This is a genomic window from Paraburkholderia ultramafica, from assembly GCF_902859915.1.
Taxonomy (GTDB): domain Bacteria; phylum Pseudomonadota; class Gammaproteobacteria; order Burkholderiales; family Burkholderiaceae; genus Paraburkholderia; species Paraburkholderia ultramafica.
In genome coordinates this window covers 79,020-104,620 of sequence record NZ_CADIKK010000019.1, presented here as the reverse complement: position 1 = coordinate 104,620, position 25,601 = coordinate 79,020, and the positions used below count along the sequence as shown (strand labels likewise).

23 protein-coding genes and 4 pseudogenes are annotated in these 25,601 nt (G+C 59.5%); 15 read left to right on the top strand and 12 right to left on the bottom strand.

The window, feature by feature from the left end; all coding sequences use genetic code 11:
• Positions 1 to 128 precede the first annotated feature (128 nt).
• The 4 genes from HV744_RS20910 to HV744_RS20900 all read left to right on the top strand — a co-directional run bounded on the left by HV744_RS20910 (position 129) and on the right by HV744_RS20900 (position 3,292).
• Positions 129 to 566 (top strand): hypothetical protein, encoded by a 438-nt coding sequence (locus HV744_RS20910; RefSeq protein WP_175151315.1) that lies wholly within the window; start codon positions 129 to 131, stop codon positions 564 to 566.
• A 58-nt stretch (positions 567 to 624) separates the two neighbouring features.
• On the top strand, positions 625 to 1,083 hold the full coding sequence (locus HV744_RS20905; RefSeq protein ID WP_175151314.1) for a hypothetical protein: 459 nt from the start codon (positions 625 to 627) through the stop codon (positions 1,081 to 1,083).
• A 1,030-nt stretch (positions 1,084 to 2,113) separates the two neighbouring features.
• Positions 2,114 to 2,455 (top strand): cyclic-phosphate processing receiver domain-containing protein, encoded by a 342-nt coding sequence (locus tag HV744_RS38285; protein ID WP_343056439.1) that lies wholly within the window; start codon positions 2,114 to 2,116, stop codon positions 2,453 to 2,455.
• A 33-nt stretch (positions 2,456 to 2,488) separates the two neighbouring features.
• Positions 2,489 to 3,292 (top strand): hypothetical protein, encoded by an 804-nt coding sequence (locus tag HV744_RS20900; protein WP_175151313.1) that lies wholly within the window; start codon positions 2,489 to 2,491, stop codon positions 3,290 to 3,292.
• Positions 3,293 to 4,594: 1,302 nt separating this feature from the next.
• Here HV744_RS20900 and HV744_RS20895 read toward each other — a convergent pair.
• Positions 4,595 to 4,765, bottom strand: coding sequence for a hypothetical protein (locus tag HV744_RS20895; protein ID WP_175151312.1), 171 nt, complete (start codon positions 4,763 to 4,765; stop codon positions 4,595 to 4,597).
• A 118-nt stretch (positions 4,766 to 4,883) separates the two neighbouring features.
• Entirely contained in the window at positions 4,884 to 5,354 is a 471-nt protein-coding gene (locus HV744_RS20890) for a PRC-barrel domain-containing protein (RefSeq protein ID WP_175151311.1), read from the bottom strand.
• 526 nt (positions 5,355 to 5,880) lie between these two features.
• Between HV744_RS20890 and HV744_RS20885 the strand changes: the two genes are divergently transcribed.
• From HV744_RS20885 to HV744_RS38280, 3 genes are all read left to right on the top strand, one after another.
• Positions 5,881 to 6,180 (top strand): hypothetical protein, encoded by a 300-nt coding sequence (locus HV744_RS20885; RefSeq protein WP_175151310.1) that lies wholly within the window; start codon positions 5,881 to 5,883, stop codon positions 6,178 to 6,180.
• 243 nt (positions 6,181 to 6,423) lie between these two features.
• Positions 6,424 to 6,603, top strand: a complete 180-nt coding sequence (locus HV744_RS20880; protein ID WP_175151309.1) for a DUF2934 domain-containing protein — start codon at positions 6,424 to 6,426, stop codon at positions 6,601 to 6,603.
• A 205-nt stretch (positions 6,604 to 6,808) separates the two neighbouring features.
• A complete protein-coding gene (locus HV744_RS38280) occupies positions 6,809 to 6,991 on the top strand; it encodes a DUF2442 domain-containing protein (RefSeq protein WP_343056441.1) in 183 nt (60 codons plus the stop codon).
• A gap of 561 nt (positions 6,992 to 7,552) precedes the next feature.
• Here the strand turns inward: HV744_RS38280 and HV744_RS20875 are convergent.
• Together HV744_RS20875 and HV744_RS20870 are read right to left on the bottom strand one after the other, a co-directional pair.
• Entirely contained in the window at positions 7,553 to 8,059 is a 507-nt protein-coding gene (locus HV744_RS20875) for a DUF421 domain-containing protein (RefSeq protein WP_175151308.1), read from the bottom strand.
• 296 nt (positions 8,060 to 8,355) lie between these two features.
• On the bottom strand, positions 8,356 to 8,964 hold the full coding sequence (locus HV744_RS20870; RefSeq protein WP_175151307.1) for a ParB-like protein: 609 nt from the start codon (positions 8,962 to 8,964) through the stop codon (positions 8,356 to 8,358).
• 324 nt (positions 8,965 to 9,288) lie between these two features.
• On the opposite strand from HV744_RS20870, the pseudogene HV744_RS20865 reads away from it, so the two are divergent.
• A pseudogene (locus HV744_RS20865) lies at positions 9,289 to 9,701 on the top strand (low affinity iron permease family protein).
• A 455-nt stretch (positions 9,702 to 10,156) separates the two neighbouring features.
• On the opposite strand, the gene HV744_RS38275 reads toward HV744_RS20865, so the two are convergent.
• The 3 genes from HV744_RS38275 to HV744_RS20850 form a co-directional block, all read right to left on the bottom strand.
• Positions 10,157 to 10,390 (bottom strand): hypothetical protein, encoded by a 234-nt coding sequence (locus tag HV744_RS38275; RefSeq protein WP_343056438.1) that lies wholly within the window; start codon positions 10,388 to 10,390, stop codon positions 10,157 to 10,159.
• Positions 10,391 to 10,831: 441 nt separating this feature from the next.
• Positions 10,832 to 11,278, bottom strand: coding sequence for a hypothetical protein (locus HV744_RS20855; protein ID WP_175151306.1), 447 nt, complete (start codon positions 11,276 to 11,278; stop codon positions 10,832 to 10,834).
• 833 nt (positions 11,279 to 12,111) lie between these two features.
• The gene (locus HV744_RS20850; RefSeq protein WP_175151305.1) at positions 12,112 to 12,450 is read right to left on the bottom strand and encodes a response regulator; all 339 of its coding nucleotides are present in this window, start codon (positions 12,448 to 12,450) and stop codon (positions 12,112 to 12,114) included.
• Between the two features lie 720 nt (positions 12,451 to 13,170).
• On the opposite strand from HV744_RS20850, the gene HV744_RS20845 reads away from it, so the two are divergent.
• Complete coding sequence (locus HV744_RS20845; protein WP_246279126.1) at positions 13,171 to 13,893, top strand: hypothetical protein; 723 nt, start codon at positions 13,171 to 13,173, stop codon at positions 13,891 to 13,893.
• 949 nt (positions 13,894 to 14,842) lie between these two features.
• The gene (locus HV744_RS20840; protein ID WP_175151304.1) at positions 14,843 to 15,337 is read left to right on the top strand and encodes a YciE/YciF ferroxidase family protein; all 495 of its coding nucleotides are present in this window, start codon (positions 14,843 to 14,845) and stop codon (positions 15,335 to 15,337) included.
• A 1,434-nt stretch (positions 15,338 to 16,771) separates the two neighbouring features.
• Here the strand turns inward: HV744_RS20840 and HV744_RS20835 are convergent.
• Positions 16,772 to 17,350 (bottom strand): phasin family protein, encoded by a 579-nt coding sequence (locus HV744_RS20835; protein ID WP_175151303.1) that lies wholly within the window; start codon positions 17,348 to 17,350, stop codon positions 16,772 to 16,774.
• 640 nt (positions 17,351 to 17,990) lie between these two features.
• Here HV744_RS20835 and HV744_RS38690 point away from each other — a divergent pair.
• The 4 genes and pseudogenes from HV744_RS38690 to HV744_RS20820 form a co-directional block, all read left to right on the top strand.
• A pseudogene (locus tag HV744_RS38690) lies at positions 17,991 to 19,010 on the top strand (DNA polymerase ligase N-terminal domain-containing protein); the annotation flags it as partial.
• Positions 19,011 to 19,021: 11 nt separating this feature from the next.
• Complete coding sequence (ligD, locus tag HV744_RS38685) at positions 19,022 to 20,497, top strand: DNA ligase D (protein ID WP_484555895.1); 1,476 nt, start codon at positions 19,022 to 19,024, stop codon at positions 20,495 to 20,497.
• Positions 20,498 to 20,601: 104 nt separating this feature from the next.
• Positions 20,602 to 21,531 carry a non-homologous end joining protein Ku gene (ku, locus tag HV744_RS20825; RefSeq protein WP_175151302.1) on the top strand — a complete coding sequence of 310 codons (930 nt, stop codon included), beginning with the start codon at positions 20,602 to 20,604 and terminating at the stop codon, positions 21,529 to 21,531.
• On the top strand, positions 21,528 to 22,367 hold the full coding sequence (locus HV744_RS20820) for a tetratricopeptide repeat protein (protein WP_343056437.1): 840 nt from the start codon (positions 21,528 to 21,530) through the stop codon (positions 22,365 to 22,367). The genes ku and HV744_RS20820 overlap by 4 nt, the downstream gene beginning before the upstream one ends.
• Before the next feature lie 307 nt (positions 22,368 to 22,674).
• Here the strand turns inward: HV744_RS20820 and HV744_RS37460 are convergent.
• From HV744_RS37460 to HV744_RS20805, 4 genes and pseudogenes are all read right to left on the bottom strand, one after another.
• Positions 22,675 to 22,908 (bottom strand): annotated as a pseudogene (locus HV744_RS37460) (hypothetical protein); the annotation flags it as partial.
• Positions 22,909 to 23,013: 105 nt separating this feature from the next.
• Positions 23,014 to 23,322, bottom strand: a complete 309-nt coding sequence (locus tag HV744_RS20815) for a hypothetical protein (RefSeq protein ID WP_175151351.1) — start codon at positions 23,320 to 23,322, stop codon at positions 23,014 to 23,016.
• 526 nt (positions 23,323 to 23,848) lie between these two features.
• Positions 23,849 to 24,136: a hypothetical protein gene (locus tag HV744_RS20810; protein WP_175151301.1), complete on the bottom strand. Its 288-nt coding sequence runs from the start codon at positions 24,134 to 24,136 to the stop codon at positions 23,849 to 23,851.
• Positions 24,137 to 24,360: 224 nt separating this feature from the next.
• Positions 24,361 to 24,901, bottom strand: a pseudogene (locus HV744_RS20805) (fasciclin domain-containing protein).
• A 378-nt stretch (positions 24,902 to 25,279) separates the two neighbouring features.
• Between HV744_RS20805 and HV744_RS20800 the strand changes: the two are divergent.
• Complete coding sequence (locus HV744_RS20800) at positions 25,280 to 25,597, top strand: ElaB/YgaM/YqjD family protein (RefSeq protein ID WP_175151300.1); 318 nt, start codon at positions 25,280 to 25,282, stop codon at positions 25,595 to 25,597.
• Positions 25,598 to 25,601 lie beyond the last annotated feature (4 nt).

Below are 25,601 nucleotides of genomic sequence, written 5' to 3'. Positions count from 1 at the left end.
GGGCGAGTGCGCGGCGACCGGAAGCAGGCGCGGTCGGCGCGTTGGCAATGGCCGTCAGATTGTTTCCCCGGAAACGCGCCGTGAACCGCAGTAGACTGGGACTGCCACATCCGTTCCGGAGCCCGACCATGACTGCGCAAACCTGCCACCGCATCGACCTCGCTCGCGAGCAGCTAGAGATGGCGCTCGACGCGTTCCTGGAGCGCCATCGCTTCGCCTCGGCCATCACCCTGGCCAGCGCCGCCGAACGTGTACTGGGACAGGCGCTGCTGAACAAGGGGCAGCAGGCCGGCGTGGACTGGAAGTTCGATGCGGCCGACCTGGCGCACACCAAGCTGCACGGCCGGCCGCTAGACAGCAAAACCTTCAATGACGCGGACAACTGTGTGACCGCCGCGCTGCGGCACTTTGACAAGGCCGATGCGCCGGACTTCGAAGCCGACCTCGAGGAGGCTGCGTGCTGGATGCTGGTTCGGGCCTGCGAGAACGCGCACCGGCTCGGGCTGACCGTGCAGGGCTTCGACGCGTTCAATGACTGGTTCTACCAGCATACCGTCGGCGTCTGACCGCGGTAGCTCGCCGAATTCGATGGCGTAAGGCGGGGCTTTATATAAGGGGCAGCCGATGGCCGACCGGCTGACGGTCCAGGAGTTCTTCGAAGCACTGCGCGAGCAGAAAATCAGTCCGCTGGTTGATACGCCAGCGGTGCGGGCGAGCGTCGGCGCGCTGGTGCGCGCTCGCTGTGCCAGCTATCCCATTCAGGAGCGCTGGCCAGTGCTCGACCTGGAGAGTGCCTACCAGCAGACGCTCAACGAATTGCCCAACGTCCTGGACCTGGTCCGCGATGGCTACACAGGAACCGTCAACCTGCGAGGGTACGACGACGCCTACACGATGGACGAATGGTTCGGCGATTTCGCGGAACAGTGGGCGCTTCGTGACACACCCCATGTCCGTGCGACCATGCTCGAGCTGCTGCCGGCGGTCTCGACCTGGCAGTCGCCCAGGTTGTGGGAAGCCTACAAGAACGCCACCCGCGCGCCTTGCGGTTCATGGCTACGCCGCCTCATAGGCCGCGCGTGAGACAGCTTCTTCGCTTTGGTGCGCAGACGGCTTCGAGGTCGTAGACCCAATGACGTCGTCGGCAACAGGCGCCTCCACCTGATTCTGTCGAATACGTCGTCTTCTTGGAAGTTCGACGGCGAGCGCAGAACCTCAGGGTTACGGAGCGCCGTTCGACGGCATTGGCGCAGACGAGCCAGGTTGAGTTCTCCGCGCGTCGCAGTGCCGAGCTCGATAAGCTTCACATCAGGCGGTTTCGCAGTGCCGGCATACGAAGAGGCGTTGAACGAGTACGACCAGTAACACGGCAGGGCCGGCGGTCTGCATCAAATCGACGTGTGGAAGTTCATCGACATGACTCGACCTCCACCCACGTTTTATTTGACCTTCACCCACGCGCAACTTGACCTCCACCCACGTTTTGCTTGACCTTCATACACGGAAAATGGGTATCCACTTGCGAAAACTCTAACGTTGCCTTGGAGTTTTTGCGGTCGAGCGCGCCGGTAATCATATAATCTTTAATCTGTGTAGTCGCTATGCGCAAGCGGGGCTGTCTCCCGAATCTGGCTCGTGGGCGCGCTTCTAATAAATTCCGTTGGGTCTGGGCTGGCTCTGTGCTTTTCCGAGTGTGCGCATTGTGGCAACCAGGACAAGGAATTAGTGCGCGCGGATGGTTCTGTTCTTCAGCTTGCGCTACTCTCCTAAGACGCCACCTCTCTTGCGGAAGTCACCTGCCAACGCATCTCCTTGGCTGCGCTGTGAGCAGGCTCGAGAAAATCCGTTCGTCTGGCAGTTACCGGCGGTTCGTTCGAACCTGTTCCTCACGGTGGCCTACGAAGGCTTCAGCTGTGCGGCTCGCATTGTGTGCGCATTGCTGGAACTGCTTGCACTTCCAAGAGGAAGTCAAACAGAGCGACCCGAATGATTGCTGTAATCGTTTGGGAACGACTGCTGCACGGCAGTGACGCGATGATGGTCAAGTGCTATCGTATCAACGTATCCTGGACTTGCTGGCATCGCGTCTGCGTTCTTTTCGGCGGAGGTATTGATGTGCAACGCAGTTTTCTGGCTATTCATCGATGACCTACGAGACGCGCCGAGTGGGGAATGGATGGTCGCGCGCTCTTCATCCGAGGCGATTGCGCTCCTGAAGGAGCGAGGCTGTCCTGCAAGAGTGTCGTTCGACCACGACTTGGGAGGAGACGATACCGCGATAGTTGTTGCAAAATGCTTGGTCGAAACCGACCTCGACTGCTCGGGACGATTCATCCCCGACCAGTTTGAATTCTCGGTTCACAGTGCAAATCCAGTCGGCGCGGCTAACATTCAGGGGCTTCTCGAATCGTACCTGTCATACAAAGCGAAGAGCCGAAGGGCTATTCAAGGCTAAACGCGCGGAGCGCGGGGCTGCAAACAAAAATACATGAAACAATTCACCAAAGATGAGCTGTGCGACTACTTCCGTTCCTTCGTCGGGATGGATGGCGGAAATCTTGAAACCGCTAAGTTATGGCTGTGCGGCATTGAACACGGCAAAGACTGTGCGACTCTGGAGGATGTTACCCCTGAGCACGAGCATGACGCGTGGAGCATTGAGCGACGCGTTAAAGAAGCTGCCGGAAAACATCGGTCTTGGCCGCTTTGGGAAAAGGTGGCGAAAATTGTTGTTGGCATTCGTCGAAACGTACTGGAAGAGGCAGGTACAAACCCTGGCAACCTGACCTGGCAACACTACCGCGACAACTACTTGTATGGCCAGGACTCGTACGAATTCAAATTGAATCTCTTCCCGCTAGCGTCTCCTCAAGTTAACAGTCGGAACTGGGAGTCTACCCATCAGGCGCAGCCTGAACTCAGCGACAAGGAGCAATATCGAAACCTTTGCCGCAACGGCGGTCGATTCGAGTTCATGCGCGAGCTTCGGAAGACGCACCATCCGAAAGTTATCATTGCGACGGGGACGACAAGCCTCGAAGATTTCGTGAGCGCGTTCGGTTTCGAGGGTTGTCCGCATGAGGAAATTGTTATCGGCAACCGGGACAATGAACGTCGCCTGTTTGTCTACGTGGACCGTAACGCGGGCGGCTCAGAGACACGTCTTGTTGTCACGCCGTTCCTTTCCTACCGGAGGTACTGCCTGAATACTGACGCGCTGCTTGAGGCACTTGCGTCCTGCGTGGCCAGATGGATGTCGCCAGACGACTTTCCGGAATGTTGGTCAGACTGAGACTGTCGCCTGACCGCACGGGTTGGCAACGCTTTGAGCAACGAGCGTGTGCGTCCCGGCACCGGTTGGTGTGCATAGGCGAGTTTTTGCCTGCGGAGGCGTTTTGCCAGATACGGGGCATTTCAATCAAAGTCCCTGAGCAATCCCGCAATCCCCAGGTCTTCGCCGATTTGGTCCCGATGCAGGCCGCTGAGCGAAAGGCGCGACGCAGCGCGCTGCTCAGGCGTTACTGCCGACGATTTTTGGTGACACGCTGTACGGCACATCGATGGCGCGACCATCCGACAAATCGACCGTAAAACTGTCACCTAGAATTTTGACCGCAGTTGGATGTGGCAACAATTTGCGCTCCCTAGCGCAAAGCGGGCAACGGTAATCGAGACACAGCACGCGAGCGTAGAGCTGCCAATTCAGGATTGGCTCCCGCCTGCAAAACGCCCGGCGATTTCGGCGCTGTGTGCGTCAATCGTGTCGGGCACCTCGCCCCCCTGTGCGATACCTAGGCGCTTTCCCGCAGGGGCTGCGATAGGCACCAGCTTGACAACCGGCCGACCGATGCGGGCAATCATGATTTCGCGCTCCTAGCCATGCTCGGTGGCTTCGACCAGGCGAGACAACGACGATTTCGCTTCCAACATATTGACTGCGCGCATGATTTTCTCCAGTCAAAGGTATCTTAGTCTCGTCTGGTTAAGCCCACAATTCAATTCCGGAGCCCAAGTCGAGGGCCTTGTCATCGGCACGGTCGCTGATGTGATGGGGTAGAGGCGAACGGCGTGATTGACTTTGTCATGTGCGTTTGTATTCGATGGCGTAGTCGTTGAGCGCCTATTGAACTAACATTGACTTGACTTCGTTCGCAGGATACTCAATCGAAAGGGTTTTTCCCGCCGTGTCAGAAACGGCGAAGCAAAACATTGCAGCAGGATTGCCACGACACTGCTCTCCTGTAACGCCAAGTTCTTCCAGAGACCGATGATGGAAAAGACATGAAGGCCGGCGTGTGTCGCACCAGAAACAGTTGTCGCTTCTACGGCTGGCTTCGCGATTTCGCCGCGTCGAGGTTTCGCGTCACCGGGAGAGCGGGATTTCAAGCTTTCCATGGGTGACGAGGAATTGACAACTTACCCGCACTTCTTCTGTGGCCACCCCATTTCGGCTGGCGCAACCATCAAATCCAAACCAACAATTGAACGAAACGATTTACTCCGCCCGTTACCAGCCAGCGGTCTCGAGGTCTTCGCTCAAATCTCGGCGGTCGCGAGCGTACCGGCCGGCCATCGATTGTCCGTCAGGTCGCTTCTATTTCGGCGCATCTTCATCGGACAGTTCATCGTCCTCTGACTGGAGGATGGGGGCCGCGGTGTCAGGCATAGGCGAGCCGGTGCGGCGGTGGGGGTCGTCGGCCGGCTGCTTGTCTTTGCTATTTTCGCCGCCAGCTTCGCGCGTCTGTTTCTTTTGATGGTTCGTCATGTCCTCCTCCTTGAGCAAAACAACATAACGGTGCGGCGATTGCATCGGCATGCTATCTATGTGCGGCAATCGGACAGGCAGAGCGGTTAATCCGCACGCTGCCTGCCGGATAGAAACCTCAGATGTCAGTCATGTCTCTTCCGCTGACATCGCGGGTAGCAGACCAGTACGGGTCGCGGTTGTAGTACTGATGCACGGTCGTACCCCACTGCGCGTCTGCCATGGAGGGCCAGTGGTCCTTGTCGAACCCGGGCTCGTTCTTGATTCGTTCGGCCGTTATGTCGACGATAAAGCACTTCTCGTCAGTGTCCAGGGTCAGCGCGCGCCACGGAATCGCGTGCAGCTTGCTGCCCATGCCAAGAAAACCGCCTTCGGCGAGAACGGCGTATGCGATGCGGCCACTGCGCACGTCGAGCATGATGTCGGATATTTTGCCAACGTGTTCTCCGTCAGACGACATCACCTTGGTGCTATCCAGAGTCGCTGCGGCCATCACGTCTGGCCCCGGCCCATCACCGACTCCACTGCCGGTAATGTTCGCGCCGGTGCCGCCCGTCTGCGACTGCATTTTGGGGTCAAGAATTGTCATGGTCTTCTCCTAAAGGGTGACGCCCTTAGGCGCGCAACGCGCATGCCACGGCGGAGGCGCTTTTTGCGCATGGCATGCGTCGACTGCTGCCAGTACTTGTGATGGCTGCTAGCTCGAGCGAGGACTGTCGGAGTCGAGGCTCGCCAAGGGTTAACTCGGCTGGCAGATTTACAAGCCATTCGCGCTACCTGGCAGTGAACAGTAGCCGTCGTGAATTGACGTGTGGCATATAGCGCTTTGGATTCTCGTCAGTGCCCGTGCATTTCGCAGACGCTATGTTGAGCAACTTGCAAAAGGAAAGAAGCGCGTGGAGGAACTTTCTTCAGTGCGCGGCGGCGGCGGGGGTCGCGTGTTAGCGCGCGGACCACCGCCGCGCGCGCGACAGTTCGGTTCGCAACGGCCAACGGTGAAATCGGGGACCTCGACGCCACCGCGAACAGCGGCACGCGAATTGCGGGACTTGTGGCGGCGGGGGTTGCACCGGCCGACGTTGCAGCCAGTCGCTTTGCACACGAGGGAGACCATCATGCGAGTTGCTACGAAAGGAATCTTGTTTTCGGCGTTGATTCTGAGTTTGTCTGGCGCCGCCTACGCACAAGGTGCGGGAACAGGGGGCGGCGGGGGCGCCGGTGCCGGCCAGGGTGGAACTGGAATGGGAACCCCAAACGCGAACGGCACTACCGAGTCAACATCTGGCGCGTCGGGCGCAAACACGATGGGAAAGTCGGGCGAAATGTCGCAAAAGCAGATGAAGCCGAAGATGCAGAAGAAGGGGGCAATGGATGCGCCTGCCTCCGACAGCGGCGGAATGAAGAAGGCTTACTAACAGCGGTGCCGTTTGAGGCGTACGCTGCCGTCTGCGAAGTCAAGCTCCCGGTTAGGCAGCGTTATGCGGCAGGCTGACGGGGAACGCTGGAAAGCGTCCGGAACCTCAGACGCCGATGGCTTTCATACGGTCGCCGACGTTGAGTTTGCCTGTTCTTGCGTTAGCTCTTGCGCCTTCCATCGAAAAGGTCGCTGTGCAACTGGATGAGTAGCTGGTCGTGAGAAACCTGCCAGGAGTCATGCAATGGATAACGTTTCGCAGGAAGAGAAGATTCGTGTACGGGCCTACGAACTCTGGGAAAAAGACGGCAGCCCGGAGGGACGCGCCGACGAGTATTGGGAACAGGCGCGGATTCAGATAGATGAGGAAGAATCCGAAGCCGACCGGAACGGGGAGGACCCGAAAAGCCGGCTGCCAGGGTGACGAAAAGCGGCAAGCGATGAGGAATAGCCACGCCGTTGATGTTGCGACCGGCAGATTCTGCCTTGCTGGCGCGAACCCTCTGGCGGTCTCTTTTGAACGCCACTGGCTGCGACCTGTCTTGTAACCTGTTTCCCATTCAGGTGGTAAGCATGCGCGGTGCCGCAGTTGACGTGCATTTCGACAGCACGCACTTGCTTCTGGACCTATCCGATGGACAGGCTGTCTGATTCCCATTGAACTGGTTCCTGTTCTGGAGACAGCTTCGCAAGCGGAGCGCGAACACTTTGCTATTTCCATGGACCGTCAGGAATTGTTCTGGCCTGAAATCGACGAGGATGTGAACGTGACCGCGCTGCTTGCATTTTTGTCTGATACGGCACGTCGCTAGTCCTCCTCAATACGCTCCAACTCCTGCACGACCTCAGTGCGCTGTCGCCCTATATCGCTTGAATTGAATTTCAGCCACTTGCTCTCCGCAGCGACGAAATCACCAGTACAGAATCGCACAAACGGTCAGTGCAGTCGGGCGGATTTTTTGTTCGATATGGAGAACAAGAAGTGGGCCGTGCTGTTAGGTACCGGTGAGCCGACACAGAGGTCCCGGGGCGTCGGCCGACTTCCTGTCTTTAGCATCCTCGCGGCCCGCATGTCGCAGAAGCAGACGAAGCCGAAGATGCTGAGGAAGGGGCATGGATGCGCCTGCCTCCGACAGCGGCTGAATGAAGAAGGTCTATTAACAGCAGCGCTGCTGCACAGGCCGGCCATGCAATCTCTAGGGTTAAGCTCCCGGTTGAGGAGCGTTATGCGGTAGCCCGGGACCGGCAATCCGTTGGGCGCGCCACGCGAGCCGTTGCCGTCCGCGCAGAAGTACCGTTTGTGTGGTGGGTCAATTCGCCGATAGCAGCTCCGTGCAGAAGACGCGGAGCATCTCCGTTAAAGCGGTGCACCTTCATCGGTGATGCTTCGGTTCGGACTTGCGAATTAGACTGACTTGCCCGTTGCGCTCAAGAATGGCGGCCTGCACCTTCTCGAGGTCCAACGAACCTAGCTCCTGCCGTGCCGTCTCGAAAATGTCGGCTTTTGTGATGAGCGCCGGTGACATCTGGTCCTTGTTGAACTGACCGTCCCGATAGACTTCCCTCTCGACGCCAACTACTAGCGATTCAAGTGACTGCGACCGGACACACGCCCACGCGAGCAAGCGATGTATGAGGACGATGACAAGCGACGCAACCAAAGTTGGAATTGCAGGTGAGGCTCCGACTATCACGCGGCTTAGCGTCGCGCCAAGCAAGATGGCCACTACATAGTCGAACGGCGAGCGTTGACCGAAGGAACGTCGGCCCGATATTCGGATTAGGATGAGCGCGCCGAAGAAGACGGCGCTGGCACGCGCGGCCATTTGCAGCGAATTGAGGTCTTTTCCCTCGCCAAACAATGCAATGAGCGTCTCCATTTCTTTCTTCCTTTTCAAGCTCGACCGCACAATCCAAGTCATTCGCGCGCGACCGATAGTGTCGCGAGGGGCGCGGTCCATGGGCCGCAACCGAAGCAGGGCTGCAGAGATGCAACGCCGATTCCGCGGGTAACGAGCGCACCTGATAGCTGCACATTGGAGAAGCGCTCTACTGGAGCTTGAGCGCTACTGCAGGTTGCATCGTGGCAGAAACCCATAGCCGGACCGCGTCGATGCGAGACAGGCAGGCCGCCACAGATGCTCGTCCAGTCGTACGAGCCAATAGTGGGTTCAACTCACTCCTGCCTTTTCTGCTCCGCTGGCCCGACGTACCCTGGGAGTCCAATGGCCACGGTGCTTTTTGCGAGTTTGACCGCCTTTTTCACCAGCGATTCAAACTCGGCATCGCTTGTCGGATACGGCAGGTTGCTGCGAAACAGGTCCGCCCATCGGAACTCTTCCAGCGGTACGGTCGTTTTCTCGTAACCGCCCGCGTCGCGCACCGATGCCGCGAGGCTTCGATATTCGTCGTCGGCCAGTTCCCAGACGTGTTCCGGCATCGCCGTAAAGGATACCCGGCGACCTTTAACATCGTACGGATAGGTCCAGCGGTGGTTTTCCAAGGTCAGCCAGAATTCGTCTTGCGCGAGGGACGACAGGTCTGCCACCAGAACCGTCGGCACAGCTTTTATACCGGCGCGCCAAAGCGCAGTCGCGACGTGATGATGGTCGATAGCGAACGATGCCGCGTTGGGCCCAATCACAACCGGAATGGGCTTCTCGGCGATGGCCATATCCAAAGTGTGCCCAGAAAGCGATTGGTATTCTGTGGTCTTCTGGTGTATTTCACGCAGACCGTGCGTCATTTGCGTGGGGCGCAATTCGTTGATTTTTACGCTCTGCATGGCTCCTCCGACTTTGGCAGCACTGACAACGACAGTGGTTCAGTTCCGTGCTTGCGCCATAGCGCTTTTGATGAACAGGTACTGCCTGTCCGCATTGACCCTCCGCATGAACCGTACCGCATGTAGCTCGGGCCCGGGCCGGTTGCATTCATGTATGGGACCGGCCAGTCATCCGTTTCGCCCGTTGATAAACGCGTGAAGACAACCCATGGCCTGTTAATTGCAGAGGCACGTCCATTCATTGACGGAGGCAGCTATGCGTGAAGTCCGTGGCACGAGCAGCGTAGACGGTCTCAGTACCGTTCCCGATACGTCTAGCCCGCTATGCGTCGAGCCATCCAGTCGCGCGGGTATTGTTTCGCGAGCGCTGTCACACGATGGGCGGGCTCGCTCATCGCCTTTGGGCTCGCGGTGATTACAGTCCTTACTTGGATAGAGACGGGCCTTATCTTTCACTATTCAGACGGTTGGCAGCTCGTCATAAATACGGGTACGACCATCGTACTTTCCTGATGGTTTTTCTTATTCAGCAGAGTCAAAACAAGGATAGCGTTGCGGTTCACCTAAAGCTCACCGAACGACTCGCGTCGCACCGCTCGGCAAGCAATCGGCTCATCGGAATCGAGGATGCCTCGGAAGAGGACCTTCGCCGCATTGCGGCGGCGTACCTCAAGCTTTGCAAGCGAGAAGGAAGTAGACACCCAGAGCGAGAACGAGGACGTACAGCGTTGTGTTGAGGCCGCGCACGCAAAGCATGCGCGACCCGCGGTCTAGGCGACAATGTGATGTAGCCGAAACGGCCTACTGATTGTACGGAGCTTGCCTTGAGTCGCAGAAACCTAACCGGCAGTCTCTAACAGACCGGTGAGCTCTACGGCAACAGCGCGACAGCTTCACTGTTTCGTGTACGAAGGAGCGCACACCTTTGTCGTTGACGGTGCTGTCGCCAGGGCCGAGGTCCGGGCGCTCGGGAACCTTGAATCCGAGGTAGATGCCACGAGCAGCAGTGCGTCAGGACGTCGACCCCGGCTGTGGAGCCAAGGCCAACCCTTCTTCTCGTCGGGCGCATCCCACTCCGCGGGCGGCGCGGCCTCGACCGACGCTTTGACCGGACTCGCCTTCTCTGCGGCATCGTGAGCCGGCTCGGCCAAAGGGTCCGCCTTCATACCTGGAAGCCCGTTTCCGAACCACGCTACCTTCTTCTGGACTTGAGTGACATACCCTCCCAGCCATCGGGGTTGCCATTAAACAGGGTGTGCTGAACAGTCGACGACAGTGCAGTCCGATTTAGCTTCGCCTCAAATAGCCCTTTCGGCCACAGGCAGAACGCGCCGACGAAATGCGCGCTGAACTCGGTCGCCTTCATCTTGGGCGCAAGCGCCCGGAGGAACTCGAAGTCCTGCAACGAATCCTCTTTTTTGCGCAAGCTGCGTCACCGGCGCGTCCGGCCGACTTGTCCTGGCTAAACAGTTCAACGCTTCGAGAATGTCCCCGGGATGAAGCAGCGGTTCTCGTCTATCAAATCGGTCGTCCATTGCCTTACCTCCGTTCATTGCGTCCTTGATAATCTGGCCCTTGAGGGGCAAGCGACGCGCAAATGCCGGGAGAAGCGATGGTCCGCACACGACATGCCCATTTTTGCGGCGCTCGTCGTATCTGGCAGCGTCAGGATTAAGGAAACGTCTGCTGGAGGTAGAGTTGCCCCAAGGCACTTGGGGCGTGCGCCAGAATCCGGTTCGTCCGGGCGGGCTGCGCACAAAGCAGGGCCTCAGTGTTATATCGGCGAAGCGCAGCGGGTGAGCCAACTTATGGGCGCTGCATCGGGCGCGAGGAACGGCAAGTTTCGCCCCCGCGCCGCTACCGCCTTCTACTCCTGGCTGCGGCAGACGTTTCGATACGGTGAGAAGCGCCAGTGACCGGTAGGGTCCTTGACTGCAACCGCGCCGAAGTCGTACAACACTTCGCGAGCCGCAGCCGCTCGCAGGCCGCGTATGTCTCCGACCACCAGAAGCGTGCGCGTCGGCGTCTCGATGTCTGGTCCGGTAGCGGGCAGCGAATCGCACCTGTCTGCGCTGCTGTATCGAATAGCCGAACCGGCGAGACCCAACCGTTCGCCGTGCGCGGCATACTCCGCATACTCTTGCGCGCGCAAATCCGCAACTAAAGCTTCCTCGGTAGACGTGGAGTGGGCTTCTCGTCGCTCTGTTTGGTACAGGTGTCCATGGTCGGGTGATAAACCCATCGCCTGCAACGCTCGGAGCGCCTCATCGCCGTCGCGAAAGGAGATAAAAAGCCCGACGATGACTTGCGGCATGATTCCTCTATCCGCCCCGTCTGATATGCGCTGCGGTGTGGCTGGCCACTCTCAATCGCGCCAGGTGGCGTTAACATTTGTCTATCAGGAGGGCGCTTCTCTCTCTGCGCAATGAGCATGCCGCGGTGAAAGGTTGGCAGGGATTTCGCGCTTCGCTTGCGTTCCCCTATGAGAGCGCCACTGCGGTCGGCTCTGGCGGCCCGGTTGAACGGAAGGGCCTGAGGGTCTCGTGCCCAGCCAAGGTTAACCCGCGCAGCAATTTTACACACTGATGAAAATTCGGTGGGTTGCAATAGTCCATATGACCCGAAACGCATCCTGCGGGCGATAGCCGTCCCGACAGAAAAGATGCCCGATACCCGAGGCCGGACAAGGCATACGCATTACGCGCCAGACTGTTGGATTTGCAACTTTCCGGCTGCGACCAATCGCTTTGCGAGGAGGCGCCCGTCATGCGAGTTCGATGGAGGGCATTTTGTTTGCAGTGTCGGTTATGAGTCCGTCTGGCGCCGCCTTTGCGCAGGGCGCAGGTGGCGGCGGCGCCGCTGCGGGTCATGGAGAGACCGGTATGGGAAGCCCGAATGGAAACGGCACCACAGACTCAACGTCCGGCGCGTCGGGTGCAAACACCATGGGAAAATCGGGCAGCCGTCCCACAAGCACGTAAAGCAGAAGAAGGCAGGAGCACCCCCGCCCCTGAGGGCGGCGGAAAGAAGCCAGTTGATACTTTGGAATCTGCGAGGGCATCCGCCTGACTTCGAATGGCGAACTCACCTCCCTAGGTGAGTTCGATGAGGCATAACGTCGTTTGGCGCGCATGCACGCGCACCGCGTCAACTCTTCCTCTCATCGCCGCCCACCGCACCGGAATGCCCTACATCCCCACCGAAACTCTCAGGTCTGGACCGCTTGTCCACGAGCCTGTAAATCAGACTCAGCAGATGCGCCGCGACGAACGGCTTACGTAGCAAGGCCTGCACTGGCAACCCTTCGGGTACGTTGACTCCTGTCGTCAGTATCACTGGGATATGAACGAGCATCGGAGCTTCTCGCAGCGCATGAACCAGCCTGATGCCATCCATGACTGGCATCACGACGTCCGAGACAATGATGTCGGGCGTGTTGTTCGACGCGGCGATGAATGCCTCTCGTCCGTTTCCGGCCCGCTGCACGCGGTGTCCTGCCCACGCCCGCCAGCGCATCTGGGTCGTCTTCCACTAACAGAGCATTGAACATTTCGACGCTCCTAAATAACTTTAGAGAAGCAATGGCTATTCCCTTCGTGGACCGATTTAGAAGCGAAATGAGGTTTGTGTTGGCGAGGAGAGCGGGATTTAAACGGTGGCGGTCGTTCCGCTCCGCATCACCAGATAACATCACAGATTTTGGGCTTTCAACTCGCGCGTACTCGCTCCGGTCGTCGGCAGCGGCGGCGCGCGCCGGCGCTCCCGCTGCCAATGGCTGGCACGGCCCGTCGCGGGGACTGGCTGCCACCACGACGTCGGGACGCATTCATGCTTGAGCCCGCAGCCGAACCGCCGCGCTGGTCAGTTTAGTTTCGCAAACCGGCTGACCTCACGTGCTCATGCGCACGGCGGACACGTTTATTGCGGAACGACTCGCGACTGGTGTACGGGCGCACGAGACCTCTGTGGCGGAACTGTCGCGCTGGCAGCCGCTCGACCCGAGATGCTGCCTTCGCGCGCCCGCAGTCCATGCGCACAGGGATTTGAACGTACCGAATAGTTATCCTGGCAAAAACCTCGCGACCGTGGAAAGCATGGTGAAGGTTAGCAGCCAGCAGCGACAGTGGAATGCCGCTTGCGCGGTCTCACGTGCCGGGCTTTTCCGGCGAATGTACCCGAACCAACCAATTCAACCGGAGACTTGCCATGCGACTCCTAGTAACCCAAGAGGGACTGCCGCGCGTTTCGTGGGGTGCGGTTTTCACCGGCGTCATTATCTCGCTCGTTGTCTACCTTGCAATGAGCGTACTCGGCACGGCTATCGGTGCGTCATTGCTCAATCCGTTATCCCAGCCAAATCCTTCCCGCGTATTTGGCTTCGGCTCAGGCGTCTGGATGATTGTCACGACGGTCCTATCCGTATTTGCCGGAGCGTACTTTGCCGGTCGTTGTGCGCCGGTTCTGGGCTGGTTGCATGGACTGCTAGCGTGGGCGGTGATGATTCTTTTCGTTGTGTTCGAGATGGCATCCCTAATTGGCGGCGCGGTCAGTGTCGTCGGGAACGTTGCGTCGGCCGGCGCGACGATGGGCGCAACCGCGAATCAGACGAAGGCGGGAAACAATCCGATAAATTCCCTGACGCAACAGGCGGGCAACGCCATCGCCTCTGTCACCGCAGCAGCGTCCAGCCCGCAAGCGGAAGCGGATGCTCGACAGGCGGCAGACACCGCCGCGCGCGCCGTCGCTCGCGCAAGCTGGTTCTCGGTCGCCGCACTGATTGTCGGCGCTGTCATCGCGCTCGGCGCAGGAGCACTCGGCTTCCGGCATCAGCCGGCGGTGGAAAGCGGCGGAGCCTCCACGTCGTCGTACGCCCAAGGGGCGGCGCTCGCGACCGGTCCGGACAGCGACATGCCGCGCCGAGTACGCTAACTGGCGGGACTGCGGCGTGTACGAACGGATGCTCGCTGTGAAACTAGGGGGCGTCCCACCCATTCCAGCAACCGCACGCATGGTGTGCTCATAGGCATCAACTGGGTCTCCGGTCGGCTGGGAAGACCCGGTTCAGCACAGCTTGTCAACGGACGGCGGAGGGTCCTGCGCGAAGGTCCTGCGGTGCGGTCATTTCTATCGCCACGCATCGTATATTGCGCGGATTAAGAGGCGGCCGTGTCGCACAGCAGTACGTTGTTGGCGCAGCGGGACTGCCGTTTCAGGCGGTGAAGCCCGGCGGCAACGATGCGGAACTAGCGGAGCCATCGGGTACGCGTGAGATGGTCGAGACAAAACTGGTAGATGTCGCGGACGTTTGGCGATTGATTTCCAAGGACTGTCATGCACAAAGTCATCGGCCGATATGGAGACGGTCCGACATCTGCAGACAACTGCATTCCGGGCGTCAGCAAAAACACCCTTTACGACGCTCAGAGTCCACTTCAAAGTTTCGGGCTTGCTCCGACTCACGGTCGCTTTCTCATCGCGGGCCGCAACGCGAGCAGAGCCGTTCGCTGGCGGTTGCGCGAGCACTACCGGCCCACTAGCCATGTCGGTTGTCCTCCACAGCCTTGTCGACGTCGTCCGCCGACTTTTCAGTTGAGGGGTGTTCATTCGGTATCCTGACCATGCTCGCCTCCAGCTGGGGATGTGTTTGCAATCAGCAAGGCACATTCCAGAAGGGCATGCCAGCGGTGATGTCTGCGCTGTGGCTCGGTGGGCCCCAATAGCCAATAGGAGTCGTCGGGTGGCAGAGCAGCGAGCGCCGGCTCTTCTCGTGATAATCGGGGCATTGTGCGCGGTCGACACGGGCATGCTGCTTGCGCCTCTTCCCGTCACGCTGCACCCGCTCGTAGGTGCGGCTCGGAAACCGGAGGAAGGAGTAGCCATGACTACGAAGACGCTGAAGGATTTGTTCATCCACTCGCTGTCCGACATATACAGCGCCGAAAAGCAGATGACGAAGTCCCTGCCGAAGATGGCGCTGGCATCGACCAATCTGGGTCTCAGGGCGGCATTCGAGAAGCACCTGGAAGAAACGCAAGGCCAGATTGAAAGAATTGACGAGGTCGTCGAGGCCACCGGAATCAAGCTCAAGCGCGTCAAGTGCGTTGCCATGGAGGGTCTGGTCGAGGAATGTCAGGAGCAGATTGACGAGATTGAAAAGGGCCCAGTACTCGATACAGCTCTCATCGCAGCGGCCCAGAAGGTGGAGCACTACGAAATTGCCGCATATGGCTCGTTGATAGCGCTGGCAAAACAGTTGGGCGAGACGGCCGCTGTTAACCTTCTGGGCGAGACGTTGAAGGAAGAGAAGGCGACCGACGAAAAGCTTTCCCTGCTTGCGGAAGAGAAAGTGGCGGCAGAGGCTCTGGGCAAGTAGTTCCGTCCGGCATTCGCCAGCGGCTGCGACCACAGGAGCCGGGCGGCGCACCTTCCCGCCGAATCCGCTCGGCAGACTCACGTCCAGAAGCTGGCGGCGAACGTTCAACTAAAAGCATCACGGCAGCGAGACCGGCTTGGGTAGCCCATCGCATCAACCGCTTCGACGCGCGGGAATGAATTTACTGCGAGGATGAGGAGCGACATGCGACAACTTGAGGTGGGCGCAGCCCTGCTGATACTTCTGTCTGGCCCACAGCGCCGGCGCGACGCCTGCAAAAGCGGTGACAACAGCTTGGTATGTATCCGGGCGTCTTCGTCCATTTCGATGCCGCCGACCAGGGACCTGTCAATTTTGTACTGGCGGGAAGCCGTCAGAGGCAGTATGTTGCGCCGACTCGAGGGCGTCCGGTAGCCTGCGCAACCTCGCCCCGGTGTCGGAAATGGTACGTGTCGAACAGCTGGAGCATACCTGGGCAAGTGACGCGAGGCTCGCGGCCTGGTCTGCGTGTTCGACCTCGCCTGCGTTGAGCACGGGGCGAGACGGCGCAGTCGCACAAACATCGCGGCTTCTAGTTTTACTTTGGACCTCCTGTGGCCAGATGGCGAAGCGCACCCTGAGGCACTCATCCCTCAGGCGATGCTTCACGAGTAAGTTATGCCTTTCCATTGCCGGCGTATCGACGTGACCAATCACGGCGACGACCCTACTGTGACCTGCGAAATGTGCAGCTGAAGCAGTTCCAGCAGGCGCGAGGCCGCGACTGGCTTTCTGAGAAACGCCGAACTGCGCAAACGGGTGCGGTGCCAGCCTGCTTTATCCCGATTACCGATTGTCCTCATGTCGGTGGCACCCGAACCGACGGCGGGCCGCCCGTGCTGGACAATGTATTTCCGCAAGCCAGTGGACCTGTCATCGCTGTTTGCGCGCGCTCGACTCTTTCGTCGCGCCGCGCTTAACCGCGGCGTCGAGCACCATGGGTCAATCAGACGGTGCGGCCTCGCGCTGGCAGGCTGTCAACTCTCGTTGCTGGCCCGAGTGATGATGGGGCGTGGCGGGAGTAACCTTAGACTTTCACGGGAGAAAGTCGCGGAATGCTCCACCGCGACTTCGGTCCGGTTGCACAACACGTTACCCGCCAGCCCGCCGCGAGTGCGCCACGTTTCTCGCGAGTTTGCCGGTGCCCCCTGACCATATCGGTGGCTGACTGTAACGGTGTCTGCTTCCGCGTGGCTGGTCGCCGAAGCAATGCGCCGATGCCAACGCGATGGCACGCGGGGGCATCGGCGGCAGGAGTGGCACTAACCGCTCGCCGCGGACGGCTTCCGGGTCGTGCGTTTCAGAGCTGCCCATGCCTTTATCGATGCGACCACGGCGCCGAAGGCTTGAGAGTTGCGCCGTTTCCAGCATCGACAAGGCGTCGCCGACGAACACTTATTTTTTCGTGGCGGGTTGGACTTGTTCCACTGCTTGTCTGGTCGCCCTGTTTGAGGCGGACGTTGCGGCATTCACGTTACTTTCGGCAATCTCCCGCGCCTGTTCAGCGGCCTTTTTGCTGGCTTCAATCGTCGCACTAGTCGCCTCACCAGCGGCCGTCACAGCGGATTGCAACGCGCTCACAGCGGCTTCGCTTCCGGCCGGTGCATTGTTTGCGACGGTGTCGACAAACGCTTGCGTGTCGTGCTGTCGCTGCCTGAATTGCGCCTCAGCGCTCGCGGCCAGTTCGACCTGTGTGTTTAACATGATGTTGCTCACGTGCCGCCAGTACGACTGCGCTTCTTCCATCGCGGCTTTTGCCCGCTTGGCGTGCAATGCGAATAGCTCCTGTGGGTCTTTGGTTGACAACGCTATGCTTGCGATTGCCTGATTTTCGGCGAGCGTCGATTTGGCTGCCTGCAAGTTCAGCTCAGTCAGCTTTTCGATGCAGCCAAATGTCTTGGTCCACACATCGGACAGCGTTTCGAGACTGGCTCTCTGCGAAGCAACCGCTTGTTCACCAGAAAGACTGCTCATTACAACCTCCATCTGGGTAAGGTAGCGGGAAGTCCGTGTAGCCATTCGATGGAACCACGAACACCGCTACGGGGCAGGAATCTGGTTACGCAGCAAGGGCCGCTCCCGACGCGGAGCTATGGTTAGCGGATGGTGAACTGTTCGCTCATCGTCGGTGGCGACCTCGGCCGCTTATGGCTTGAACGAGCATGGTCGCCGAAAATTACGGGCTGCTCAATAGGCTCCGCGAATTCTCGAGTCTTGCGCTCCCGCCCGGGGGTGGGCAGATAACCGATGCATTTCTGCAGCGCACATATGCTGCGATGACCGCGGCGCGGGCTGCTTACCAGAGGGCAGTATGGTGAAGGGCGTCTCGTTCTGTTTGTCGGGAGAGGGGCGTGCGCTCGTGGATTGCAAGAACAGGTGCATCTGAGAGACCTCTGTCCCTGGCCAGCAGATTTCCGGATGCGGGCCTGCGAGGCGCAATGCATCCCTCTGGCACGGGCGGCAGGAGAGTTAAGGTTCTACAGCGTGTTCCGACTGCCGGCAAGGAGGCTTCGCGCTGGGGCGCCTCAGAGCGCAGTCGGTTTCACAGTCTGTACTCGAGGCCAGGTGCCATACTTGCGATACTAAGGATGAAAGTTCCTCCCGGACTATTGTCATGGCATCAGCCCGCGACCCGACAACGCCACTTGCCCGGTATCAAAAGAAGCGCGACTTCCTTGTCACGCCCGAACCGGCGCCATCGGCTGCGAGCGCATCGGCTGGCGACGAACGGCAGAGCTTCGTCGTGCAGAAGCACTGGGCGCGCCGGTTGCACTACGACTTTCGGCTCCAGCTAGATGGGGTGCTGCTGTCCTGGGCGGTTCCGAAAGGTCCCTGCTATGACCCAAAGGAAAAGCGGATGGCGATTCACATGGAGGACCATCCGGTTGAATATGGAGGCTTCGAAGGCACCATTCCGCCCAAGCAATACGGCGCGGGTACCGTGATGGTGTGGGACCGTGGGACGTGGGAGCCTGTCGGTGACCCGCACGAGGGAATGAAAGCCGGCAAGCTCGTCTTCCGTCTCCACGGTGAAAAGCTCGCCGGTCTCTGGGAACTGGTGCGCATCTCGAAGCCCGACGACAGGCAAGACCAGTGGATGCTGTTCAAGAAGCGTGACGAGTGGGCGCAGCCACTCGCGGAATACGATGTCATCAAGGCGCTTCCCGACAGCCTCGCCAGGAAGCCGTTGGGGCTCATTGAAGAACGGGAGCCGAAAGTTGCGAAGTCCGTACGCAATGGTGACGCGGAGATAGACCTATCTGCTGCAGTTCCCGCACCGCTGCCCGCGAAACTTGAGCCGCAACGTGCGACCCTCGCGTCTTCCTTGCCGACGAGCGGCGACTGGATAACCGAGACCAAACTGGATGGATACCGCATGCTCGCTCGTATCGAAAAGGGGCGTGTGCGACTGTTCACGACCGGGGGGCACGACTGGACCAGGAAGCTCGCCAGTCTCGCCGCAGAGGTCGAGAAGTTTCCTGTCTCCAGCGCATGGCTGGATGGCGAAATTGTCGTCCTGAAAGATGGCATCCCCAATTTCGGTGCACTGCAGGATGCGATAGACGGCGCCGCAAACCAGGAAATCGTCTACTTCCTCTTTGACCTGCCGTACCTGGACGGGAAGGACTTAAGGAACGTCCCGCTGTGGGCGAGACGCGCGCTGCTTTCCCAACTGCTCGAGGTGAGGGTGAGCGGATTCGCTTTAGTCAGGACTTTGAGGCGCCACGAGCTCAGGTATTCGAAGCCGCCGCGGGACTGGGTCTCGAGGGTCTCATGCTCAAACGCCACGACGCACGGTATGAATCGGGAAGGACGCAGACGTGGTTGAAGGCGAAATGTCGGTTGCGGCAAGAGCTTGTCATCTGCGGCTTTACTGCGCGAGGAGGCAGGGCCGGCGAAATTGGCAGCCTCCTGCTTGGATATTACGTTGGCGACCAGCTTCACGACGCCGGAAGCGTCGGCACCGGCTGGGACGCCAAGACCGCGCGGAACCTGTGGGCGCGCCTCACGCCGCTCGAGGTGGATGTGGCACCATTTGACGTCGCCATTGCCAAACAGCGCCGATGGTCACGGCGCGCGGCCCGCAGTGAACGCTGGGTTCGTCCAGAGCTTGTCGCGGAGGTCGAGTTTGCGGATTGGACTGACGATGACGTCGTCCGGCAAGCCTCTTTCAAAGGCCTGCGGTTCGACAAGACTGCGCGAAGTGTCGTCCGGGAGGAAGGCAAGACGCAGGCGCCGGGTGCTCTGCCACAGCTGAAAATCACTCACCCGGAGCGGGTCATCGACGCGTCGGGCGGCATCACGAAGGCCGACCTTGTGCGGTACTACGCGAGCGTCGCGGAGCGGATGCTGCCGCACCTGAAGGACCGGCCAGTGGTTCTCGTCCGCGCGCCTTCGGGCATTGCCAGCCAGCTGTTCTTTCAGAAGCACGCCGAGCGCACCGCAATGCCCGGGCTGACGATTCACGACCGCGAGCTGTGGCCCAATCATCCGCCGTTGCTATCTGTCGATACGGCAGATGCGCTGCTGTCGGCAGGCCAGATGAATGCTGTCGAGTTTCACACGTGGAATTCGACGGCTCGGCGACTCGACAAACCCGACCGGGTCATCTTCGACCTCGACCCCGGCGAAGGCGTGAAATGGGGCCACGTCCAGGAGGCGGCGTTGCTGGTCCAAACGCTCCTATCGGAACTGAAGCTGAAGGCGTGGCTGAAGACGAGCGGCGGGAAAGGGCTGCACGTCGTCGTTCCGCTGTCGCCGCGACTCGGATACGAGCCGGTCAAATCGTTCTCGCAGGCGTTCGTCCGACACCTTGCGAAGACCATTCCCGGGCGCTTCTCGGCGACGTCGGGTCCCTTGAACCGCATCGGCAAGGTCTACGTCGACTACCTTCGCAACGGAATGGGGCAGACGACCGCCGCGGCTTTCTCGGCGCGCGCACGGCCCGGCATGGGCGTCTCGATGCCGGTCTCGTGGGAGCAGCTTTCCGAACTGAAAAGCGGGGCGCAATGGAGTGTGCAAACCGCGCGCGAATATCTCAGCTTCCAGTCTCTGGACCCGTGGGCGGATTACTGGTCGGCTCGGCAATCATTGGCGGCGGCGATAAAGCTTCTACAATGAATTGAGCCGTCCGGAGCGCGTGACGCCGTGCAGCGTCCCGTGCTGCCGCGAGGGCACGCATTTTGCGCTGTGTCACGCTACCGCTCATCCGCGAGGAGATGGTCATGCCGGCCCGTTCAATCGCCTCCCTGTCGCTCTCTTTCGGGCTCGTTTCCATTCCGGTGAAGCTCTACACGGCGACGGAGAGTTCGTCGGATGTTCGTTTCCATATGCTTGCACCCGATGGTTCCCGCGTGAAGCAGCAATACGTCTCGGAGAAGACGGGAGCTGTCGTCGAGCGCTCCAGCATGAACAAGGGATATGAGTTCGAAAAGGACCGGTTCGTGGTGTTCACCAGTGATGAACTCAAGGCGCTGGAAGACGGCGCCAGTCATGTCGTCGAGATAATGGCCTTTATACCGGAGAAAGCGGTTGACCCCGTGTACTACGACAAGGCGTACTACATTGCTCCAGACAAACGCGGTGGGAAGCCATACAGCTTATTGCAGCAGGCGCTGGCAGAGAGTGGCCGTTGTGCACTTGCAAAGTGGGCCGCTAAAGGTAAGACACGAATCGTACAGGTGCGGCCTGAAGCTGACGGACTCGTGTTTCAACAGCTGCTCTACGCCGATGAGGTTCGCCCGCTGAAAGAGCTCAATATCGAACACGTGCAGGTGTCCGATGCCGAATTGAAGCTAGCGCTTCAGATTATCGAACAGGGCGCCGAAGACAATTACGACCCGACTGCGTACGAGGACGAAGAGAAGAAGCGCATCCTTGCAGCCATCGACGAGAAGATTGAAGGCAAGCAGGTGGTCACGAACGAGCCTGCAGAGGCCTCGACTGGTAGTGGCCAGGTGATTGACCTCATGGACGCCCTGCGCGCGAGCTTGAAGGGCACGGCAAAAGTGAAAACTACCGCGGCGCCCGCGCCGAAGCGCCGGAGCGCAGAGCCGATGACCGACATCCCGGTGGCGCCCAAGACGCGCAAACCCGCGACGCGTGCGGCAAAGACGCCGGTTGAAGCACCTGCAAAGGTCCGGGCACGCAAGTGACGCCGAAAGAAGTCCCGCGGGAGATTTCGACGCGCGAGTTGCAATCCATGCTTGGCATCTCGCGGCATGTGGTGGCGGGTCTCGTTGCCGCCGGATTTGTGACGCCGTCGCGCGGGCCGCGCAACGAATATCGGTTCACCTTCCAGGACGTCGTGCTGCTGCGCACGGCGCTGCAGTTGCGTGCCGCACGCATACCACCTCGCAAGGTTACCCAGGCGCTGTCGCGACTCAGGGACGCGTTGCCCGACGAGCTACCGTTGAGCGGCATTCGCGTATCGGCGGTCGGCAACGATGTCGCAGTGAGAACAGGTCCGTCGCAGTGGGATGCGATTACGGGGCAGTTGCTGCTTGATTATGAGGTTGCTGAAATCAAGGGCGAGGTCGTGTTTCTCGACACAGCTCCAGCGCCGAAGGACCTGGCTCACCAGGCTGAGGAATGGTACGACCTTGGCGAGCAGCTTAGGACGTCTGACATGGATGGCGCCGAGCGCGCCTACCGGAAAGCGATAGCGTTGTCGCCGCAGGCGTTCTATGCCGCCTACGTCGACCTTGGGGCGCTCCTGTGCGAACGGGAGGACCGTTGCGCCGATGCGCTCCAGGTGTTCAACGAAGCGCTGACGCATTTCCCGGAAGACGCTGCGCTCCATTTCAATCGCGCTATTGCATATGAAGACCTTGGTCGGCCAAAGGATGCAGAGCAAAGCTACAGGCGTTGTCTGGAACTCGAGCCGTCCTTCGCGGATGCTCATCACAATCTGGCAATACTGCTCGAGAAACGTGGGGACCAGCAGGGCCTCGTGCGTCACCTCAATGCATATCGTCGACTGACGACCTGAAGTGCTCTCATCAGGCGGCTTCGGCCGGTGCTACATTCGCCGCTTACTCGTAGATTCGGCAAATGCCCCCGCAGCGCGATGTCGTTTCGTGCGTATCGTGACTTCCGCTGGGTGTAACTGGTTGCCACTGGGGCTGGTTGTAGACCTTTCGACTTCCGCCGCTTACGCTTCATTGCGCGGCGGCTATTCTCGATGTCATCTTGCACGATGGGAAGCCGTCGCTATCCTTCTACCTAGAGTAAAGTAGCGAGGCGGCGGTGGCGGCAGGGGGCTGCACCTGCGAACAAGATGTCCATGTATCCCTCGGTGCGGCCAACTTTCGAATGTTGGCAGCCTGCGGGAATACGCACCAACTGCCGTCATCATGCTTGAAGAAGAACAGTGCGTGCGCTCCTGATGGCGACGATGTCTCGATGCACACGTAGCGTCGGCCGCCCACTCTGGTGCGGCTGAAAGCGGTCACACGAACTGGCGTCGCGGGCGCCGGCGCGAGCCATTTTTCGACCTGACAACGCAGGGATTGCCCATTCGTGCTTTTCATGTCGCCCTCCTGCAAATCTGAAGGCCACCAAAGTTAGATAGAACGCAGACCGCCGACGCCAGCGCCGACCTTATCCCGAGTTGTCTCTGGCGTTAGCGACAGGCGTCATTGCCCGATTTGCCGGCTCACGCGGTTTTCCTGCTGGTTCAACGCGTAGTCTTCGCGCCTGGTAATGTGGCTGCGGTCCTGGCTCGCCATGTCGCGTTCTTCCTGGCGAATCTGATGGTCATCACGATGCAGTCTCGCCGCCTCGGCATGCGACATCTCGCCGTCTCGTACTTCCTGGTGAATGCGACGGTCCTGATTCTCGAGGCGATGGTTGACCTCAGCGCGGCGTAGGTGCGTCGCATCCCAGTTGGTTTGCGCCGACGCGGTGCCCACGAATGACAGGGCGAGTGCAGCTGCAGCAGCCATTTTGTAGACAGCGTTGTGCATGTTTGTCTCCGGTTCAGTTGAGAGGACGGCTTCTGGCCGTTCATCTGCTTAACGTTCCGGGCGACCGCGATGCTGACCGCGCAGTTGTGAGTTCTGAAACCGAATATTTCGTACTGGCCGGACTTCAGGGAATCGTGCGGACGGAGGGAGGCGTTTCAAATTACACGTCTCGTTACACACAAAAACACCGGTAATCTGCCGTCTCAATATAGTGCGTTCACAACTGACAAGTGAGGCGCGTTATGAAACGAATTCTTGTGCTGATGCTGATGGCTGTGTGTCTCGGAAGCGCGCTGGGTGGCTGCATCGTTGTACCTGCAGGCGGCTACTATCACCGCTACTAGACCGCGGGCAAAGCGGGCGGCGCAGAGACAGAAGTCAGGCGCCGCCGGCAAGGCGAAAGATACCTATATCGCCAAAACCGAAGCGCCGCGGAAGTTCGGAAACGTCAATGCGCGAGCGACCTGACCTGGGAATGGCGGCGTGCCGGCAATCCTCAAAGGTCTTACTGAACAGTCTTTGTTGGCATGCTGCTGCCTTCTGGGCGCATAGTGGACATGCTCATGCCACTCGTGGTGTCCGCGCTCCTGCTCATGTCGCCGGGAACGCGGTTCCACGGGCTCGATACGGGCTCGCTGTGGTAAGTCATCCCTGCCGTCGCGGCACCGTGAGCGCCGCCGCTGCCGTTTCCGCCGTTGCCATTCCCGCCGGCCTGCGCAAACGTCGCAGCACATACGCAGAGCGACGCGAAAGCTACACGCGTGAACAGAGCGTTCATCGTCAACTTTTCCATGGTATTTCTCCCGTGATGTCGGCAGGCGTTTGCAGCGCCGAAGTCTCATATACCGCTCAAGGCTGACTGGTTGCGTAGCGGCGAAGCGCAAGCAGCTGCCTGCGTCTGAACAGCACAGCGATTTGCTGCGTCCAGATGCGAGGCATGTGGTTCAGTCGTGGCGCGACGCCGAAAATGACAGCGCTGCGCTAAGTTCAAAGTTCTAACAGTGCAAGCAGGCCCGGCTACTTTGGCATCAGAACCTTATCCACAACCATGATAACGCCGTTGCTCTGGGTGACGTCATAGGTCGATATGTCGGCAGTGTGGCCACTGGCATCCGTTACCTAGGATGTTGTGCGGGCCGTTCTCAGTGAACGTTAGGGGCTGTCCATTGACTGTTTTCAGTTCCGCCTTGCCGCCGCCAGCCTTGATGGCCTGGTCGAGCTTGCGGAAGTCATAACGTCCAGGGATGACATGGTATGTCAGGATGCTGGTCAAGGTCGCCTTGTTTTCAGGCTTGACGAGCGTATCGACCGTGCCAGCCGGTAGCGCTGCGAACGCTTCGTTCGTTGGCGCATACACGGTGAACGGGCCGGGGCTTTTTAACGTATCGACGAGACCTGCAGCTTTGACCGCAGCAACGAGCGTAGTGTGGTCGGCCGAGTTGACCGCGTTATCCACGATGTCTTTGCTCGGGTACATGGCTTGACCACCAACCATGACCGTGTCGCTTGCGGCAAAGGCGCCTGATACAGCTGCCGACAGTGCGACAGCGACAAACATAGTCTTGTATTTCATGGTGTACTCCCGCTGAGTTGCCATGCGCAATTGCGTGGCTCTGACCGCATATACGGGGAGTACTCGCGACTGGATTCAAAAACGGGCTGCATCGCGATGATGTAGCCTGATGTGTCTCATGTTGAATGACGACGTGCGGGATTGTGCTCTCCGACAATCGCAATGGAGCACATGCCAACATCCCGCGCAGAAGTGCTACGGCATCGAGCGCAGAGCATCCCGCGCTGTAACCTTCGTGCTCGAGGTGAGACCCGCATCGCCGCGAGCACCGCTAATCATGACTTCCACTCGCGTTCAACGTTCTCGGTAGGGCACACCACTTGCTCAACCCGTGGACCGTACAAACGGAATATGGAGGTTCAAATGACAGAGTCGCATCAACCCATCGCCCCCGTAGCCGGGCGCTCACCCATCTCGTCCGACCAGGCCAGTTCCGCCAGGTCATCTCAGCACGACAACGACTCTACAGCGAAGTCGAGCGGCAGCGGCGGAGACCCAGCAACCAGTACCCGGATGCTGTCCGAGCTGAAGGACAAGATTGCGGGTGCACGGGAGGTGGTCAAGACGAAGTACCGTGTCGCCTCTGAATCGACCGACGATTACGTTCATGAAGCTCCGTGGAAAGCGGTCACGATGGCACTCATCGGCGGATTCATCATCGGCATGCTTGCTCGCCGCTAACGCG

What these genes read in the sequence shown, in the direction of transcription:
- HV744_RS20910 (WP_175151315.1), top strand. Translation starts at nt 129, where the DNA reads ATGACTGCGCAAACCTGCCACCGCATCGACCTCGCTCGCGAGCAGCTA.
- HV744_RS20840 (WP_175151304.1), top strand. Translation starts at nt 14,843, where the DNA reads ATGACTACGAAGACGCTGAAGGATTTGTTCATCCACTCGCTGTCCGAC.
- HV744_RS20905 (WP_175151314.1), top strand. Translation starts at nt 625, where the DNA reads ATGGCCGACCGGCTGACGGTCCAGGAGTTCTTCGAAGCACTGCGCGAG.
- HV744_RS20815 (WP_175151351.1), bottom strand. Translation starts at nt 23,322, where the DNA reads ATGGCTGCTGCAGCTGCACTCGCCCTGTCATTCGTGGGCACCGCGTCG.
- HV744_RS20845 (WP_246279126.1), top strand. Translation starts at nt 13,171, where the DNA reads ATGCGACTCCTAGTAACCCAAGAGGGACTGCCGCGCGTTTCGTGGGGT.
- ku (WP_175151302.1), top strand. Translation starts at nt 20,602, where the DNA reads ATGCCGGCCCGTTCAATCGCCTCCCTGTCGCTCTCTTTCGGGCTCGTT.
- HV744_RS20855 (WP_175151306.1), bottom strand. Translation starts at nt 11,278, where the DNA reads ATGCCGCAAGTCATCGTCGGGCTTTTTATCTCCTTTCGCGACGGCGAT.
- HV744_RS20885 (WP_175151310.1), top strand. Translation starts at nt 5,881, where the DNA reads ATGCGAGTTGCTACGAAAGGAATCTTGTTTTCGGCGTTGATTCTGAGT.
- HV744_RS20800 (WP_175151300.1), top strand. Translation starts at nt 25,280, where the DNA reads ATGACAGAGTCGCATCAACCCATCGCCCCCGTAGCCGGGCGCTCACCC.
- HV744_RS20875 (WP_175151308.1), bottom strand. Translation starts at nt 8,059, where the DNA reads ATGGAGACGCTCATTGCATTGTTTGGCGAGGGAAAAGACCTCAATTCG.
- HV744_RS38285 (WP_343056439.1), top strand. Translation starts at nt 2,114, where the DNA reads ATGTGCAACGCAGTTTTCTGGCTATTCATCGATGACCTACGAGACGCG.
- HV744_RS20900 (WP_175151313.1), top strand. Translation starts at nt 2,489, where the DNA reads ATGAAACAATTCACCAAAGATGAGCTGTGCGACTACTTCCGTTCCTTC.
- HV744_RS20880 (WP_175151309.1), top strand. Translation starts at nt 6,424, where the DNA reads ATGGATAACGTTTCGCAGGAAGAGAAGATTCGTGTACGGGCCTACGAA.
- HV744_RS20810 (WP_175151301.1), bottom strand. Translation starts at nt 24,136, where the DNA reads ATGGAAAAGTTGACGATGAACGCTCTGTTCACGCGTGTAGCTTTCGCG.
- HV744_RS20870 (WP_175151307.1), bottom strand. Translation starts at nt 8,964, where the DNA reads ATGCAGAGCGTAAAAATCAACGAATTGCGCCCCACGCAAATGACGCAC.
- HV744_RS20835 (WP_175151303.1), bottom strand. Translation starts at nt 17,350, where the DNA reads ATGAGCAGTCTTTCTGGTGAACAAGCGGTTGCTTCGCAGAGAGCCAGT.
- HV744_RS20890 (WP_175151311.1), bottom strand. Translation starts at nt 5,354, where the DNA reads ATGACAATTCTTGACCCCAAAATGCAGTCGCAGACGGGCGGCACCGGC.
- HV744_RS20895 (WP_175151312.1), bottom strand. Translation starts at nt 4,765, where the DNA reads ATGACGAACCATCAAAAGAAACAGACGCGCGAAGCTGGCGGCGAAAAT.